Origin of the sequence: Acinetobacter sp. AM, assembly GCF_003105055.1 — a bacterium.
Taxonomy (GTDB): domain Bacteria; phylum Pseudomonadota; class Gammaproteobacteria; order Pseudomonadales; family Moraxellaceae; genus Acinetobacter; species Acinetobacter tibetensis.
The window spans coordinates 82847-100405 of record NZ_QETG01000005.1; the positions used below are offsets into that span (position 1 = coordinate 82847).

Below are 17559 nucleotides of genomic sequence, written 5' to 3' on the forward strand. Positions count from 1 at the left end.
TGACTTATTCTTCTTCAGATTCATTCAAATCTGATTCATTTTCAGTTTCATCTACAATCATTTCTTCATCAACTAACTTTTCATTAGCCAATACTGATTCTATAGTTTCGATTTCATCTTCTTCTACAGCATCAATCGCTTCTACACCCACCAATGTTTCATCTTCACCTAAACGAATCAAACGAACACCTTGTGCATTACGGCCTGTTTGTGCAACTTCTGAAGCGCGAGTACGCACTAAGGTACCCCCATCTGAAATCAGCATCAATTCTTTGGTTTCATCAATAGAAACTGCACCGACCAATTCGCCATTACGCGCTGAGGTCTTAATGGCAATTACCCCTTTCCCACCGCGTTTTTTGGTTGGGAAATCACCGACTGGTGTACGTTTACCATAACCGTTAGCAGAAGCACACAGCACTTCACCTGTTTCAGGAACGACCACTAAAGATACGATACGGCTAATGAAGTTTGCATCTATTGCATCATCTTCATCCGATTCAACTTCTTCTGACTCCTCTGCTTGAGCCGAACCAATCGTGACACGCATACCGCGTACACCTTTGGCAGAACGACCCATCGCACGTACATCAGTTTCAGCAAAACGAATTGCTTTACCTTCATTTGAGAACAACATAATTTGCTGTTCGCCATCCGTAATCGCGACACCAATTAAGGTATCTTCTTCATTCAGTTCAATTGCACGTAAACCATTTGAACGTACATTACTGAATTGTTCCAGCTCTACACGTTTCACGGTGCCTGACGCAGTTGCCATAAATACAAAGAAGTTTTTACGTAACTTTTCAGTCAATTCTGCAAATTCAGCAACAATTTCATCATCCAGATCTGTTGCAGAAAGCTCGACACCCAACTCTTTTAAGTGTTTACGCAATGCATCTGATAATTCATCCGCATCTTCAGCCAATCCATCAAATGATGCTTTTAACGCGTCATAATGCGCTTCGATGATACTGTTTTCACGTAGTTTCACCACATGAGCACGAACGAAAGCTTTAAAGTCGGCTAAACGATCTTTAAATTTCTTCGGTGCATCAATTACAGGTAAAATTGCCGTAATCGTTTCATCTGCCTCTAACGGAAGTAAGTTCACCATTGGGCGACCTTTTGCACCGCGAGAAGCTTGTGGCACTTCAAACACTTTCAGACGATACACTTTGCCCACATTGGTAAAGCATAAAACCGTCGCATGGTTTGAGGTGACAATCAGATGTTGGATGTAGTCATCTTCTTTCATAGATGTTGCAGACTTACCACGTCCGCCACGGCGTTGCGCAGCATAATCAGACAATGGTTGAGTTTTCGCATAACCTGTTTTCGAAACAGTTAATACGACTTGTTCTTCTGGAATTAAATCTTCACGAGAGAAGTCAATACGCGATTCTACAATTGCCGTACGACGTGCATCGCCATATTGCTGAAGAATCAAAGCCAATTCTTCTTTAATCACAGCCATCAACAAATTAAAATCGTTCAAAATTGCTGTTAATTCAGCAATTTGCCCCAAAATCTCGGTGTATTCGGCATGAAGTTTATCTTGCTCTAAACCTGTTAAACGGTGCAAGCGTAGCTCTAAAATCGCACTGACTTGGGTCGGTGACAAACGATACATATCGCCATCTAAACCAAATGGACGGCTTGGATCTTCACCTTCAATTTCTGCTGGACGGACAGAAACTGAGCCTGCTTTCTCCAATAATGCAACTACACCACCCGCTGACCATTCGCCCGCTTGTAAACGCTCACGTGCTTCGGCAGGGTTAGCAGAAGTTTTAATGGTTTCGATAATGGCATCGATGTTCGCCAAGGCAACCGTTAAACCTTCTAAGATATGACCACGTTCACGTGCTTTACGTAATTCGAACATGGTACGGCGAGTTACCACTTCTTGACGGTGGCGAATAAATGCCGCAATGATATCTTTAAGATTCATTAATTTTGGCTGTCCGTTGTCCAGACACACCATGTTAATGCTGAAAGAATTTTCGAGTTGCGTATTCAAGAATAAGTTGTTCACCACAACTTCAGCATTCTCACCACGTTTTAAATCAATGGCGATACGCATCCCGTCTTTATCAGATTCGTCGCGTAGTTCTGAAATACCTTCGAGTTTCTTCTCTTTTACCAACTCAGCAATACGCTCGATAGTTCTCGCTTTATTGACTTGATATGGAATTTCAGTGAAGATAATGGTCGTACGACCTGTTTTTTGATCTTCCTCAAAGTGGTATTTACCACGGATATGCAAACGACCTTTACCTGTACGGTAAGCATCTACAATACCCGATTTACCATAAATAATGCCGCCAGTCGGGAAATCTGGACCCGAAATATGCTGCATTAAACCTTCGATACTGATATTTGGGTTTTCAGCATAAGCCAGACATGCATTCACGACTTCAGTCATGTTATGTGGCGCCATATTGGTCGCCATACCTACTGCAATACCTGTCGCACCGTTAATCAACAAATTCGGAATACGCGTTGGCATCACTTGTGGGATACGTTCTGAACCGTCGTAGTTGTCTTCCCAGTCTACGGTATCTTTTTCAAGATCCGCCAGAATTTCATGGGTAAGCTTTTGCATACGAACTTCGGTATAACGCATTGCTGCTGCACTATCACCATCGACAGAACCGAAGTTACCTTGACCATCCACAAGCATATAACGCAAACTAAAATCTTGCGCCATACGAACAATAGTTTCATAAACAGCAGAATCACCATGTGGGTGATATTTACCAATTACGTCACCGACAACACGGGCAGACTTTTTGTATGCTTTGTTGTAGTCATTACCCAATTCGTGCATTGCAAAAAGCACACGACGATGAACAGGTTTTAGACCATCTCGTACATCAGGTAAAGCGCGTGATACAATCACGCTCATTGCATAATCCAAATACGAGTGCTTGAGTTCATCCTCAATGGCAATCGGTCTAATTTCCGATACGCTCATGCATACTCCTTGTTATACAAGCAGGAATTCTGCCCGCATTTATATCTTAAATCTTGCAAAAATTTAACTCAGGGGATTGAGCTAAAAAACTAAAATACAGCCGTAAATTATAGCATAAAAGGCTCACTAACAGGGAGTTTAGTAATCTGAAAAATAGCATTTTTTTACAATAAAAAGTTTATTAGAATTAATAAGTTAAAAATCTAATTTTCTACTTTTTGACGAACAGAATAAACGCTTATTTTTTAATCTAAAATAACGTTATTTCTAATAAAAAAAGTCAGCGTAAATTAAAAACCATCATTTATAGAAATGGGCATTTTCTCTTTGGAAAAAAATTAAATCCAACTCTAACGATTTACCGGTCAGTTGAAAAACCATGCTATGCATCTGTCCTCGATGATGAGTTTGATGATTAAATAGATGCGCTAATATCTCGATTAACGGTTCAGTATAAGCCTGACCACGACGAATGTAGGTAATAAGCCTGTTAAATGCAGCTTCATCATATTCATTGAGAAAGCCAATTAAACGCTGATCATGCTCAAACCTCGCAGGGATCAACGCACTGATCTGAGGGTAAAGGATCTCATCTAAGGCGTAATTGGAGGCCACTCCCCCCTTAATACGTTCAAACCAAAGTAAATCACCTACCAGTAGATGATTTGCCGTTTGCATAAGCGATTTGAAATAGGCTGTGCAATCTTGATTTAACTGTTCTTCTGTTAGCGTAGTTAAAATAGAAAATAACTTCTGGTTTGCCCACTGATTATAATGAGCTAACATTAGAAAATAGGTTTTAAAGCTATAATTCATCTACAATCCTCTGTTTATTTGTTGTTATTTTTTAACACAAAAAAACGCTCCTTTCGGAGCGTTTTTTATTCAAACACAAGTTCAGAAATTAGATTTTAGATACTAATTCAGGAACAACAGTGTTCAAGTCACCCACTAACCAGTAGTCAGCAACGGCATTGATTGGCGCTTCTTCATCTTTGTTGATCGCAACGATCACTTTAGAGTCTTTCATACCCGCCAAGTGCTGAATCGCACCAGAAATACCTACAGCGATATATAAGTCAGGCGCAACGATTTTACCTGTTTGACCCACTTGCATGTCGTTTGGAACGAAGCCAGCATCAACCGCAGCACGTGAAGCACCTTGTGCAGCACCCAGCTTGTCAGCTAATGGGTCAAGTACTTTATGGTAGTTCTCACCAGAACCTACACCACGACCACCAGAAACAACAATACGAGCAGCCGTTAATTCTGGACGTTCAGATTTCACGATCTCTTCAGATACAAACTTAGAGATACCTGCATCTTTTGCTTCGCTTACAGCTTCAACCGCAGCAGCACCGCCTTCAGCAGCGACAGGATCAAACGCTGTACCACGAACTGTACCCACGATGATTGCTTCGTCAGATTGAACTGTTGCAATCGCATTACCTGCATAGATAGGACGCTTGAACGTATTTGCAGATTCAACCGCAATGATGTCAGAAATCATGCTCACGTCTAACAGTGCAGCCGCACGTGGAAGAACGTTTTTACCCGTCGTTGTAGACGTTGCAAGGATATGTGAATAACCTTTGCCTAACTCAGCAACTAAAGCAGCAACGTTTTCAGCCAATTGGTTTGCATAAGCAGCGTTGTCAGCAAGTAATACTTTGCTTACACCAGCAACTTTAGCCGCAGCGTCAGCAACTGCTTGCGCGCCAGAGCCTGCTACCAATACAGTGATATCACCACCGATTTTTTGTGCCGCAGCAACAACGTTTAAAGTTGCACCGTTAAGTGTCTTGTTGTCGTGCTCAGCGATAACTAAAATACTCATGATTTTATCCTTCTGTATTAGATCACTTTCGCTTCGTTTTTCAATTTTTCAACAAGCTCATCAACAGATTTCACTTGTACGCCCGCTTTACGGTCAGCAGGTGGTTCAACTTTAACTGTTTTAAGCTTAGTTGCTGTAGAAACACCAAAATCAGCCGGTGACTTAGTATCAAGCGGTTTTTTACGCGCTTTCATGATGTTTGGAAGAGCCGCATAACGTGGCTCGTTCAAACGTAAGTCAGTGGTAATGATTGCTGGAAGTGACAATTCAACAGTTTGTAAACCACCGTCAACTTCACGAGTCACTTGTACTTTGTCGCCATCAACTTTAACTTCAGATGCGAACGTACCTTGACCTGCACCTAAAAGTGCACCAAGCATTTGACCTACTTGGTTAGAGTCGTCATCAATTGCTTGTTTACCAAGAAGGATTAATTGTGGTTGTTCAGCTTCAACAACACCTTTAAGGATTTTAGCAACTTCCAAAGCACCAAGTTGGCTGTCATCAGCTTCAACCAAGATACCGCGGTCAGCGCCAAGTGCCATTGCAGAACGAATTTGTTCTTGAGCTTCTTTAGGACCAATAGAAACAACGATGATTTCTGAAACAGTTCCTTTTTCTTTTAAGCGAACCGCTTCTTCCACTGCGATTTCACAGAATGGGTTAATTGACATCTTAACGTTAGTAAGGTCTACCCCACTATTGTCCGGTTTAACGCGAACTTTAACGTTGGCATCAACCACACGTTTTACAGCAACAAGAGCCTTCATGTAATCCTCGGCTGTTTTAGCAAAAGTAAAAGTTGAGAAAAGTTAGATTAACTCTTCACATAAAATTTTTTAGGTGTCCTATCTTGCAATTGTATGGCATTTCGGTCAAGTCACAATTACTGAATCCACTGTAAAAATGCGTAAAAATGGCTGAACGTCGCGTTCAAATTTTTATTTGCATGAATTTTAATTCTAAAATAGCAGTTTTAGTGCTCTAATTTTAGACATTGATTTTTATTATTTTTTTACTTTATTTACTACATAATTATTTCTGATCAATGACTTAAATTTCTGCTTTATCTGTTTGAGCAAGTGACCAAGCATGGCTGCAAAATCAAACAAATGACTTGTCAGTTTTGACAGAACCATATTCCTGATTAAAATTTTATTCCCTAGCCACGTTAAAGCAGCCGTCCAATCAAATTTATTGCTCCGACATGATAAGAAATCTGCTGTTGTACATATAAAAAAGCATGCCAATCAAGAGCATGCTTTTTAGTTTCAATTAATTGGCGATCAACCAACTCGCAGCCAGCATGAGTAAACCACCCGAACCCGCATCAACCCATTTTTGTTTTTGAGCATCTAATTGTGCATTTGCAGTAATTTTAGCAATCACAATACTTAACCCACTATATACCACCAAGCATAAGCCTATAAAAATGGACGATAAAATGAGACCTTGTGTGACAGTATTTTCTGCATTGCGCATAAACTGTGGCAAAATTGCAAAATAAATCAGCATGCCTTTTGGATTTAACAATGAAGTTAAAAAGCCTTTAGCGATTGGACTACCCGCAGATGCTTTGGGCACATGCAAAGATTTGCTGTTAAAAACAGCACGAAATAAACTAAAAGCCAAATATAAAAGATAAGCGATCCCTAACCAGCGGATTGTTTCGAACAACATCGGGAAAGAAACCAATATTGCAGCGATGCCCAAGGCAACCAAGACCGAATGCACCATATAGCCCATACAAACCCCAAGAGTCGCCATAAAGCCCGCTTTTACACCTTTCGCCATCACTTGCGAAAAAATAAATAGCATGTCAGGCCCTGGAGTACACACCAGTGGTAGAACGGTCAACGCAAAGAGTAAATATACAGACATATCCTTTCCCCTTTCGAATATAGACTGAAAGTGAAAATTAGTATCTGCGAATTTATACAAAATAGGATTGCAAATATTCTATAATTAGCTCCATATTTCGAATTTAATTCTATTTTATGAAATCATCTTCCAAGAATATTTTAATCAAGCTAGATCGGATTGATAAAAGTATCATTCGAGCCTTACAACAAAATGGTCGAATCCAAAACAATGATTTGGCTAAAGAAGTTGGGCTATCTCCTTCTTCCTGTTTAAGACGGGTCAAACTGTTGGAAGAAGCTGGGGTAATCCAGAACTACACCACTGTAGTCGATCCTCAAAAGATTGGCTTCCAATTGATTTTATTTTCACGTATTTGGTTGGTCGGACAAGATGCTGAAACGATTGATCGTTTTATTGAAGCAATGAAAGAACTGCCTCAGGTCATGGAGTGTTATATTATTTTGGGTGAATGTGATGCCATGCTCAAGGTTGTCGTCCCTGATTTGGAAAGTTATCGAAAATTTCAGTCTACACATTTGACTAAAAAGAATGGCATTACCAGTGTCAAAACTGATTTGCCTAGCCAAATTATTAAGCAAAGTTTTCAACTTCCGCTTGAAGATTTATAAGAGTTGCTATGCAGAATTCTCTAGAAAGTACGCGCTTAATTTTACGTCCGTGGCAAGAGACTGATCGGTTGCCATTTTATCAACTCAATGCAGATCCTGCTGTGATGCGTTATTTTCCCAAATGCTTGACTCGGACTGAAAGTGATCTGCTTATCGATAAATGCCAAGCTTTAATTGAACAACAGGGCTGGGGCTTTTGGGCAGTCGAATTAAAATCTGAACAACGTTTGATTGGTATGACAGGATTGCATCATCAACCTGATCAATTTAGTTTTTCACCGTGTACCGAAATTGGCTGGCGTTTGCACAAAGACTATTGGGGTCAAGGCTATGCGACTGAAGCAGCTCAACTTGCATTGTGTTTTGCCTTTCAAACCCTCAATTTAAAGGAAGTCGTTGCGTTCACAGCATCCATTAATCATCCTTCACAAGCGGTTATGCAACGATTGGGCATGCAATATCAACAAGAATTTTTACACCCCGCCCTGACTGCCGAGAGTATTTTGCAAAAGCATGTGCTGTACGCCATTCATCAGCATGAATTTAGCTCAGACGTGCGCATTGCCTAAAAAGTCGCGATGTACATGACTCAGTTCGATCAATTCATAATGGGACAAATCGAAAATCTCCCAGACCAATTGAAAATCATCGGTTGTATCCATAATTGGAATAAAGTTTGCAGATACATTCCACGTTGTACCATCCCAAACATAACATTTACGAGTCTCCTGTTGCACCGCTTGCACCATGCCAGAGGTATTAATCCCTTCAATCACGGAATTTTCTGGCAATAGAGGCTGCACTTCAGGTAAGCAATATTCAATAAAATGTTTAATCTGACGCAAACCATATCCTGCAAAAATATCCTTTTGCACTGAATTTAATTGATCATATTTTTCTTGTATATTCGAAATCATGGCTTGCATTCCTCTTTCATTTAACACTCAAAATTCGCAATCGGTATATTTATGCTCTACCGCATGCCATGCGACACTTATACTTCACCTTTTGATTTTTTATTATTCTACAATAGTACAAATAGGCTCCTTTTCATTTTACTTATGTAATGGCTAAAGCAACTTCTGTACCAGAGTAAAATCATTCAGACATATATCTACATTGAAATTGTTACTGTTTTTTGAATTGAGCACGCGGATGTGCTTGATCGTAGACATTGGCCAGCCGATCAAAATCGACATGGGTATATATTTGGGTGGTACTTAAATTACTATGCCCCAACATTTCCTGTACTGCTCTTAAATCACCGCTATTTGAAAGCATATGACTTGCAAAACAATGTCTTAATAAATGCGGATGTAAATCGACACTCACCCCTGCACGTTGTGCCTGAAACTTAACCCGATTTTCAATTTGTCTGGCGCCTAGTGGATTGCCTTTACGACTAATGAAGACATGCGCATCAGGAACAAAATCACCATGCCACAATGGATACAACTTTAGCCAATCCATTAACGCATCTCTGGCTTTGGAACCAAAGGGAACTACACGGGTTTTGTTACCTTTACCCGTAATCCGCAATAAAAGCCGATTAAAATCAATGTCTTTAATTTTAAGGCTTTGTACTTCTGCTAAACGTAAGCCACTGGAATACAATAATTCTAAAATTGCCTTGTCACGCAGCCACAATTCTTGATCTGACTCTTTTTCAGGTTCAGTCTGATCTAAAATTTGCTGAATGGTTTCAATATCCACCATACCCGGCAAGGGTCGCGGTTGGCGCTTTAATTGGAAATCATCGGATGGATTAAACGTCAGATAATTCCCTTCTTTTGCCCACTTCATAAACTGACGAATCGCAGATAATAACCGCTGCAAACTACTTGAACTTAACTGGTGTTGCTCTACTTTGACAGCCAAATATTCGCGTAAATCTGACGTTTCGATATCTTGTAACAGCAGTTTTTTCTGATCACAAAACTGTAAAAAATCACCAACATCACGCTCATACGCCAGTAAAGTTAATTTAGACTGATTTTGTATTTCTCGTGCTTTCAGCCACATGGCGAGTAACTGTTGGGATTCTACAGACATCATACCCACCCTAAACCTGAAAATTAAAATGAATTAAATACTGCTGAATGTGTGCTGCAACTTCTTCTGCATAGTGTTCTGCAAAAGCATGATCACCTCCATGAATAATATGAAGTTCAGCTTGCGGGAATGTTTGCTGCAAAGCCTGTCCAACGGCGATTGGGCTAATCGGATCTTGATCTCCCCACAATAACAATATTGGTATCCTGATCTTTTCAAGGTGTTGAGATAAATCTATCTGCGTAGCCATAAACCAGTCTGGATAGTTAAGATACTGTTGTTGATAAGCGGTTCGCCAATCTTGTACCTGAAATGGAGTTAAATCAATTCCGCCCGAAGTTGCCAAAAGCACTAATCCTTTGACCAAATCTGGACGTGCTATTGCTGCTTGTACAGCAAAAATTCCGCCCATAGACTGTGCAATCAAAATCGATTCAGACTGAATTTGTTGCAAAACATAATTCGACAAACTGGCAAAATCATAGACGCTTTGGTGGCTTGGTTCATCACCAAAACTCGGATAAGCAATCACTTGTTTAGATTCTGCATGAGATAATTTATTGATTAAAGGATTCCAGAACGTGGTACTTCCCGATGCGCCCGCTAGAAAAATTAAATTTGGCATGTCTACACTTTATATCTATTTATCTTTGGGCTCAGCATAGCTGATTTTAATCCATAAAAAAGCACCATCATGAAGACAGTGCTTTTTTTAACATCAATGCAGATTTAGCCTTGGAAATAACGCAGGTCAATACGTCCTTCATAAACGTTGGCTGTCGGACCTGTCATCCAGACCACATCGCCATCACGCCATTCAATTTGTAATTTCCCACCCGCCAGTTCAATTTCAACCTGATTCGCCAATAAACCACGACGGATGCCTGAAACAGCAGCAGCACATGCGCCTGTGCCACAGGCCAAGGTTTCACCTACACCACGTTCGAATACACGTAAACGTGCATGTGTTTCATCAATAATCTGCATGAATCCTGCATTCACACGTGCAGGGAAACGAGCATGTGACTCGACTTGTGGTCCTATCGTTGCCACATCAGCCGTAATCACATCTGGAACAATGGTCACAGCATGTGGATTACCCATATTCACCACATCAATTTGAATCTGGTGTTGATTTGCCAACTCTAGATCATACAGACTTGCTGGTTCATCGGCCAAAAATGGAATTTCCTGTGGCAGGAACTTTGGATACCCCATATTGACGCGTACCCAACCATTTGAACCCAATTCAGGTTCAACAATGCCTGCTTTGGTTTGTACTTTAATTTTGGTTTTCGTCGTCAATTGTCGTTCATGGACAAAACGAGCAAAACAGCGCACGCCATTCCCGCATTGTTCAACTTCTGAACCATCGGCATTAAAAATACGATATTTAAAATCCGCTTCTGGCATATCAGGCGGTTCAACAATTAACAATTGGTCAAAACCAATGCCAAAATGGCGGTCTGCAAGACGTTGGATGGTCAGTGCATCTAAGTAAGCACGCTGACTAATTAAATCCACAACCATGAAGTCATTGCCTAGACCATGCATTTTAGTAAATTCTAAAAACATTTTTAGTGACTCCTTAAGGCAATAAACGCTCTTTTTCCCAAAGTGATTCGATAGTTTCACGCTCACGAATCAGATGTGAGTTCGCGCCATCGACCATGACTTCAGCCGCACGACCACGCGTATTGTAATTTGAGCTCATAACAAAACCGTATGCACCCGCTCCCAATACTGCAAGTGTATCGTTTTCACGGAGGGCTAAATCACGTTCTTTACCCAAGAAATCGCCTGTTTCACAAATCGCACCCACGACATCCCATTGCAAAGTTTCGACATCATCTCGTGGAGTAACAGGTTGGATATCCATCCATGCTTCATACAAAGCTGGACGAATCAAATCATTCATTGCTGCATCAATAATAGCAAAGTTACGATGATTGGTCGGTTTCAATAAATCTACTTTGGTCAGCAACACACCTGCATTGGCTGAAATACTGCGACCCGGCTCCATATACACTTTTAGCCCTAACTTTTCTAAAGCTGGTTTGAGTGCATTGGCATATTCTTCTACGGTTGGAGGAACTTCATCTTTATAAGTCACTCCCAAACCACCACCAATATCAATGTGCTTCAACTGAATGCCTAACGCTTTCAGTTGCTCAATCATGAGCATGACACGATCTAAAGCATCGACAAACGGTTTGGTTTCAGTCAACTGTGAACCAATATGACAGTCAATGCCGATAATTTCTAAATTCGGTAGACTGGCTGCATATTGATAGGTTTCAAATACAGTATCCGAAGGAATACCGAATTTGTTTTCTTTTAATCCTGTCGAAATATAAGGATGTGTTTTTGCATCAACATCTGGATTGACACGTAATGAAATTGGGGCTTTTTTGCCTAACGCGGCCGCCACTTTCTGAATACGATCTAATTCTGCATGAGACTCAACGTTAAAACATGCAATGCCGACTTCCAATGATTTTTGAATATCTGCTTCAGTTTTACCTAAACCTGAAAAGACAACTTTAGATGCATCACCACCTGCAGCCAACACACGAGCAAGCTCACCGCCAGTCACGATATCGAAGCCACAGCCTAATTTGGCCAACACGCTGAGTACCGCAATATTTGAGTTAGACTTTACCGCAAAACAAATTTGATGGTCGATAAAATCAAACGCACGATCCATATCTAAATAATGTTTTTCAAAAGTCGCTTTTGAATACACATACAGTGGCGTGCCATATTGCTGCGCAAGCTGTTCTAGGGAACACTGCTCTGCGTGCAATACCCCATTAATGCGGGTAAAACTCATGGAAGATGTCCTTTTAATGACAAGTTAAGGAGTAGAAGATTTTGATTCTGTAGTTGTCTGTTGTTCAACCGATTCAGTCGTTTGAACTTGCTCAGTTTTTTGCGCAGGCGCTACATTTGGATATAACAAATATTTTGAACGTTTGTCATAATTTGAATCGCTTGGTAATTGTAATGCACCCGATTGACCACAACCGACTAATGAAGAACCCAACACCAATACACTTATGCAGCAAATGACGTGACGCATCTGACCACCTATCTCAAATTTTAACGAAGTATAACCCGATCAACGCATTGACCAAAGCATTAAACACTAGAGATTATCGCCAGACATAAAAAAACGCCAGTTCTAAACTGACGTTTTTCTGTATAGACAACGATTATTTATGTTTTGGCTTATAGAAACAGAAATAACCAATCGCAAGAATAATAAGCCAAATTGGGCTGACCATTAATGCCTTCATGGTATCAGGCTCTAATGACAATACGTAAATCATGCCAATGAAGAACACAATCACCACCCAACACGTCAAAGGACCACCAGGCAATTTAAAGGTCGATTTCGCATGTAACTCTGGACGTGTTTTGTAGTAAACCAAATAGCTCCACAAAATAATCAACCACACCAAAATAAACAGAATCGTGGATAGAGTCGTTGCCAAAGTAAAAGCTTCAACCGTATTTGGAACGAAATACTGTAAGGCTGCTCCACCCAACAAACAAATTGCAGAGAAATATAAAGCATTTGCAGGAACTGCACGCTTATTCAAATGACCAAAAGCTTGTGGTCCTTGCTTCTCACGCGATAAACCGAACAGCATACGGCTGGTAGAGAATACTCCACTGTTCATAGATGACATTACAGAAGACAACACCACTAAATTCATAATAATCGCAGCGGCTGCAATACCTGCCTGACTGAACAAATTCACGAATGGGCTAACTTCTGGATTGATTCTGTTCCACGGTGTCACCGACATCACAATGACCAATGCCAACACGTAGAAAAAGATAATACGAATGGGAATAGAATTCACTGCTTTAGGCAAATTACGCTCAGGATCTTTAGTTTCCGCTGCTGTAGTCCCAACCAATTCCACCCCGACAAAGGCAAAAATCGCAATTTGGAAACCAGCCAAGAAACCACTCATCCCTGTCGGGAACATACCACCATTGGCCCACAAGTGCGTGAACGATGCCACTTCGCCTGTTGTTGAGGTAAAGCCTGTAAAAATCATCCACAAACCAACTGCAATCAATACCACAATCGCAATGATTTTGACCAAAGCAAACCAAAACTCAAGCTCACCGAACAGCTTCACCGTCATAAGGTTTAAACCCATAATGAAGACGATGGCAGCAACACTGATCATTGCACCTTCAACTGGGCTAAATGGTAGTCCATTGTTGAAGAATTGCAGATAATAAATAATCGCGGATAAGTCCGCGATACCAATGGTGATCCAACATAACCAATAAGTCCAACCGACAAAGTAACCCGCCCAAGGACCAATCAAGTCGGTCGAGAAGTCAATAAATGACTTATATTTCAGGTTAGATAATAGTAATTCTCCTAATGCGCGCATTACGAAAAACACCATTAAACCAATGATCATATAAATAAATAAAATTGATGGGCCTGCCAAACTAATGGTTTTGCCCGACCCCATGAACAAACCCGTACCAATTGCACCACCAATCGCAATTAGTTGTAGATGTCGATTCGACAAACTACGATGGAGTTCGCCTTGTGCAGCTGACTCATTCGTGTTTTGATTTAACATCGCTATAAAAACTCTCTATTAATCCTTTAAGATTTTTTAACCAAATTAATCCCAATTACACATTTGTACTATTTTTAAGCACGCCTTCGCCATGTAAGTTTTTGGGTCAATCTAAGCTAAACAACTCTATCTGTATCGTTCAGCATTCAATCCTTATACAATTGGGGCCGATAATACGCACTACATTAATGCAATACAATGCACCTTTTGGACACATCAGTTCATATAAATCTTATACCATTCAATAAAAAAAGCAGCCGATTCGGCTGCTTTTTTTTAAGTTTTACTAAATGTTCGTAAGCTAACTTTCTATTGGTTGTTATGTTTTTTCTTTAAACGCTCTTCCCAATAAGTTGCATTACGGATACCCAGTTTCACAGGATCGAAGGTATATTCTGTTACCCCAGCTTTTTGCTGCTGCTCGTAATCTTTCAACGCTTTCATGGTTGGTTTCCAGATAAAGTAGGTCACAATAATCCCGATAATGTTAATCCACGCCATTAAACCTACACCAATATCACCAATGCCCCAGATATAACCTGTCGCACTGATCACACCATAAGCAACCGAAATCATGATGAAACACTTGGTGATGAATAATAGTGAAGGTGTTTTGGTGATATAGCTCAAATAAGCAATGTTGGTTTCTGCAATATAGTAGTAGGCAACAATCGTGGTAAAAGCAAAGAAGAACACCGCTAAAGCCACAAAGATTTGACCAAAGCCACCGAATACCGTGCTTACTGCCATTTGGGTAAATGCTGGAGAACCAATTTCAACAGTGGCAGCCACGTTTTGAACAATAAATTGACCCGCTTCTAAAGTACCTTGTACGTTATACATACCAGTAATCAGAATCATGAATGCCGTTGCAGAACAAACAAATAAGGTATCGACATACACAGAAAATGCTTGTACAAAACCTTGTTGTGCAGGGTGTTGCACTTCTGCTGCCGCCGCTGCGTGCGGACCTGTACCCTGACCTGCTTCGTTGGAATAAACACCACGTTTAACACCCCAACCAATGGCAGCACCCAGTCCTGCCATTGGAGAGAACGCATCAGCAAAGATTAGTTTAATCACCCCCGGAAGTTCGTGAATATTCATTCCGACAATTACGAGTGCCATTAAAATGTAGCCTGCCGCCATGAATGGCACAACAAACTCAGCAAAACGCGCAATACGTTTAATACCACCAAAAATGATGATGGCCAATAAAGTCAGAATCACCACCAAAGCCAATAACTTATAAGCTCCTAAGTTACCAAAAATGATAGAACCTTCACCTGTAATTTGGGTGAAGGCATTCCCGACCGCATTGGCTTGAATACCAGGTAGAAATAAACCACAAGATATAATCGCTGCAATAGCGAATAAAATACCCAACCAGCGTTGCCCTAAACCTTTATCAAAATAAAAAGCAGGTCCACCACGGTACTGACCTTGGTATTCCACCTTATAAATTTGACCCAAAGTAGATTCTACGTAAGCTGTACTTGCCCCTAAGAAAGCCACGAGCCACATCCAAAACACGGCACCTGGACCACCAAAACCAATTGCTGCCGCTACCCCTGCAATATTACCAACACCCACACGCCCCGAAAGTGAAACGGCTAATGCTTGAAACGATGAAATCCCCTGCTCTGAAGAAGATCCTGAAAATAATAATCTTGCCATCTCTTTCATTTGGCGAACTTGAACAAAGCGCGTCAGAATAGAGAAGAATAAACCAGCCCCTAAACACAAATAGATGAGAGCTTTGCTCCAAATAATACTATTAACCCAATCAACAATTTCTGCTGCACTCATAGACATCAACCTTTTTATATAATTTGAAAATATTGCAATTGCTTTATTTTCATTTGTCTGAGCATGAGCAATATCTATGCCATCAAACCTCTATGTCATGACAAGAAATAATCAAATGCTCAAACTCCTTCCATGGAAAAAGTGAACTGAACGAAGCTCTTGACTCAAAAACACACTGTTTCTTACTTGTAAAAGTCTTAGATCATGTTATTTTTCTGAGCAATTCCCTTTAACCCGTAATTACGATAAACCGCTTCGCCTCTTATTCCTTAAGAATGGCATTCGCTATATTTAATAGTTTTCGTAACTATTACTTTTATCTAATTTACAGATTATTTTCAATTTTATTTATGGCAAAAATTAAAACTGTATATCGCTGCGAACAATGTGGCGCAGACCATTCTAAATGGGCTGGACAATGTATTGAATGTGGCGAATGGAACAGTCTGGTCGAAGTCCGTATTGAACCTGTGGTAACGCATCGTGCCCAACCTAAAATAGGCGGAGGTTATGCAGGACAGGCAGCCAGTATCACGACTTTAAATCAGGTCTCAGTTTCACACGAAACCCGTCTTGCAACAGGGATTGGCGAGTTTGACCGCGTACTCGGTGGCGGGTTGGTGACAGGTTCTGTGGTGTTGATTGGTGGTGATCCCGGCATTGGTAAATCAACCATTCTCTTACAGACAGCAACTTACATGGCAGCTGCTAAAAGTTCTGCGCTTTATGTTACAGGCGAAGAATCACTATCGCAGGTTGCACTGCGTGCACAACGTCTAGATTTGCCCACCGACCAATTAAAAGTCATGGCAGAAACCTGTGTAGAACGCATTTGTGAAGTTTTAGCACAAGAACGTCCTGCTGTTGCCATTCTCGATTCTATTCAAACCCTTTACACAGAAACCTTACAGTCTGCCCCGGGTGGCGTCTCGCAAATTCGAGAATCGGCGGCATTACTCACACGTTTTGCCAAAAATAGTGGCACCGCACTCTTTCTTGTCGGTCATGTTACTAAAGAAGGTGCCTTGGCAGGTCCACGTGTGCTTGAACATATGGTCGATTGTGTTCTGTACTTTGAAGGACAATCCGACTCACGTTATCGCATGATTCGTGCAGTTAAAAACCGTTTTGGTGCAGTCAATGAGCTGGGCGTGTTTGGTATGACCGATAAAGGTCTACGTGAGGTTGCCAACCCTTCGGCTATTTTCCTGAGTCGCTATGACGAGGCCATTCCAGGTTCAATTGTGATGATCAGTCGTGAAGGCACACGTCCGCTGTTGGTTGAAGTCCAAGCGTTGGTCGATGATGCACATGGACAACCGCGCCGTGTTGCCTTGGGTTTAGAGCAAAACCGCTTAAATATGTTGCTCGCAGTGATGCATCGTCATGGTGGTGTACAAACCTCTGGGCAAGATGTCTATGTCAATGTCGTGGGTGGTTTGAAAATTACCGAAACAGGCTCAGACTTAGCCGTTCTACTCGCTTGTGCTTCTAGTTTAAGAGGTAAAGCATTACCACAACAATTGGCTGTCTTTGGTGAAGTTGGATTATCTGGTGAAATTCGCCCCGTACCTAACGGTCAAGAACGTTTGAAAGAAGCCATTAAGCACGGCTTTAAATACATTATTGTGCCGCGCGCCAATGCACCACAAAAAACCATTGCAGGCGTACAGATTATTGCAGTGGCACGACTACATGAAGCATTAACCGAAGCGATGAATCTATCAGAATAGCCTAGCGCCGATGTTAAAATTTAACTGTGCAAAATTA

16 protein-coding genes are annotated in these 17559 nt (G+C 40.9%); 3 read left to right on the plus strand and 13 right to left on the minus strand.

From position 1 onward, the window contains the following. Positions 1-4: 4 nt before the first annotated feature. The 5 genes from gyrA to DCO44_RS04245 all read right to left on the minus strand — a co-directional run bounded on the left by gyrA (position 5) and on the right by DCO44_RS04245 (position 6698). Positions 5-2980, minus strand: coding sequence for a DNA gyrase subunit A (gyrA, locus tag DCO44_RS04225; protein ID WP_116759376.1), 2976 nt, complete (start codon positions 2978-2980; stop codon positions 5-7). Positions 2981-3280: 300 nt separating this feature from the next. Next, positions 3281-3796 (minus strand): DinB family protein, encoded by a 516-nt coding sequence (locus DCO44_RS04230; RefSeq protein ID WP_116759378.1) that lies wholly within the window; start codon positions 3794-3796, stop codon positions 3281-3283. An 88-nt stretch (positions 3797-3884) separates the two neighbouring features. Continuing rightward, complete coding sequence (locus tag DCO44_RS04235) at positions 3885-4817, minus strand: FAD-binding protein (RefSeq protein WP_116759380.1); 933 nt, start codon at positions 4815-4817, stop codon at positions 3885-3887. Between the two features lie 17 nt (positions 4818-4834). After that, positions 4835-5587 (minus strand): electron transfer flavoprotein subunit beta/FixA family protein, encoded by a 753-nt coding sequence (locus DCO44_RS04240; RefSeq protein WP_016165916.1) that lies wholly within the window; start codon positions 5585-5587, stop codon positions 4835-4837. Between the two features lie 505 nt (positions 5588-6092). Beyond that, positions 6093-6698 carry a LysE family translocator gene (locus tag DCO44_RS04245; protein ID WP_116759382.1) on the minus strand — a complete coding sequence of 202 codons (606 nt, stop codon included), beginning with the start codon at positions 6696-6698 and terminating at the stop codon, positions 6093-6095. Positions 6699-6814: 116 nt separating this feature from the next. Here DCO44_RS04245 and DCO44_RS04250 point away from each other — a divergent pair, with 116 nt between their 5' ends. Both DCO44_RS04250 and DCO44_RS04255 read left to right on the plus strand, forming a co-directional pair. After that, a complete protein-coding gene (locus DCO44_RS04250; RefSeq protein ID WP_100240975.1) occupies positions 6815-7309 on the plus strand; it encodes an Lrp/AsnC family transcriptional regulator in 495 nt (164 codons plus the stop codon). An 8-nt stretch (positions 7310-7317) separates the two neighbouring features. After that, positions 7318-7878 (plus strand): GNAT family N-acetyltransferase, encoded by a 561-nt coding sequence (locus DCO44_RS04255; RefSeq protein WP_116759384.1) that lies wholly within the window; start codon positions 7318-7320, stop codon positions 7876-7878. Here DCO44_RS04255 and DCO44_RS04260 read toward each other — a convergent pair. From DCO44_RS04260 to DCO44_RS04295, 8 genes are all read right to left on the minus strand, one after another. Next, complete coding sequence (locus DCO44_RS04260) at positions 7858-8226, minus strand: hypothetical protein (protein WP_116759470.1); 369 nt, start codon at positions 8224-8226, stop codon at positions 7858-7860. The genes DCO44_RS04255 and DCO44_RS04260 overlap by 21 nt on opposite strands. A 211-nt stretch (positions 8227-8437) precedes the next feature. Further along, entirely contained in the window at positions 8438-9361 is a 924-nt protein-coding gene (gene xerA / locus DCO44_RS04265; protein ID WP_116759386.1) for a site-specific tyrosine recombinase/integron integrase, read from the minus strand. A 10-nt stretch (positions 9362-9371) separates the two neighbouring features. Then, positions 9372-9986 (minus strand): alpha/beta fold hydrolase, encoded by a 615-nt coding sequence (locus DCO44_RS04270; RefSeq protein WP_116759388.1) that lies wholly within the window; start codon positions 9984-9986, stop codon positions 9372-9374. Between the two features lie 104 nt (positions 9987-10090). After that, positions 10091-10936 carry a diaminopimelate epimerase gene (dapF, locus tag DCO44_RS04275; RefSeq protein ID WP_116759390.1) on the minus strand — a complete coding sequence of 282 codons (846 nt, stop codon included), beginning with the start codon at positions 10934-10936 and terminating at the stop codon, positions 10091-10093. Between the two features lie 13 nt (positions 10937-10949). Beyond that, on the minus strand, positions 10950-12194 hold the full coding sequence (gene lysA / locus DCO44_RS04280; RefSeq protein WP_116759392.1) for a diaminopimelate decarboxylase: 1245 nt from the start codon (positions 12192-12194) through the stop codon (positions 10950-10952). Between the two features lie 24 nt (positions 12195-12218). Further along, positions 12219-12443 (minus strand): LPS translocon maturation chaperone LptM, encoded by a 225-nt coding sequence (gene lptM / locus DCO44_RS04285; protein WP_116759394.1) that lies wholly within the window; start codon positions 12441-12443, stop codon positions 12219-12221. Between the two features lie 133 nt (positions 12444-12576). Beyond that, entirely contained in the window at positions 12577-13980 is a 1404-nt protein-coding gene (locus DCO44_RS04290) for an amino acid permease (protein ID WP_116759396.1), read from the minus strand. Positions 13981-14289: 309 nt separating this feature from the next. After that, on the minus strand, positions 14290-15789 hold the full coding sequence (locus DCO44_RS04295) for an alanine/glycine:cation symporter family protein (protein WP_116759398.1): 1500 nt from the start codon (positions 15787-15789) through the stop codon (positions 14290-14292). A gap of 350 nt (positions 15790-16139) precedes the next feature. On the opposite strand from DCO44_RS04295, the gene radA reads away from it, so the two are divergent. Beyond that, entirely contained in the window at positions 16140-17522 is a 1383-nt protein-coding gene (gene radA, locus DCO44_RS04300; protein WP_116759400.1) for a DNA repair protein RadA, read from the plus strand. The last annotated feature ends 37 nt before the right edge of the window (positions 17523-17559 follow it).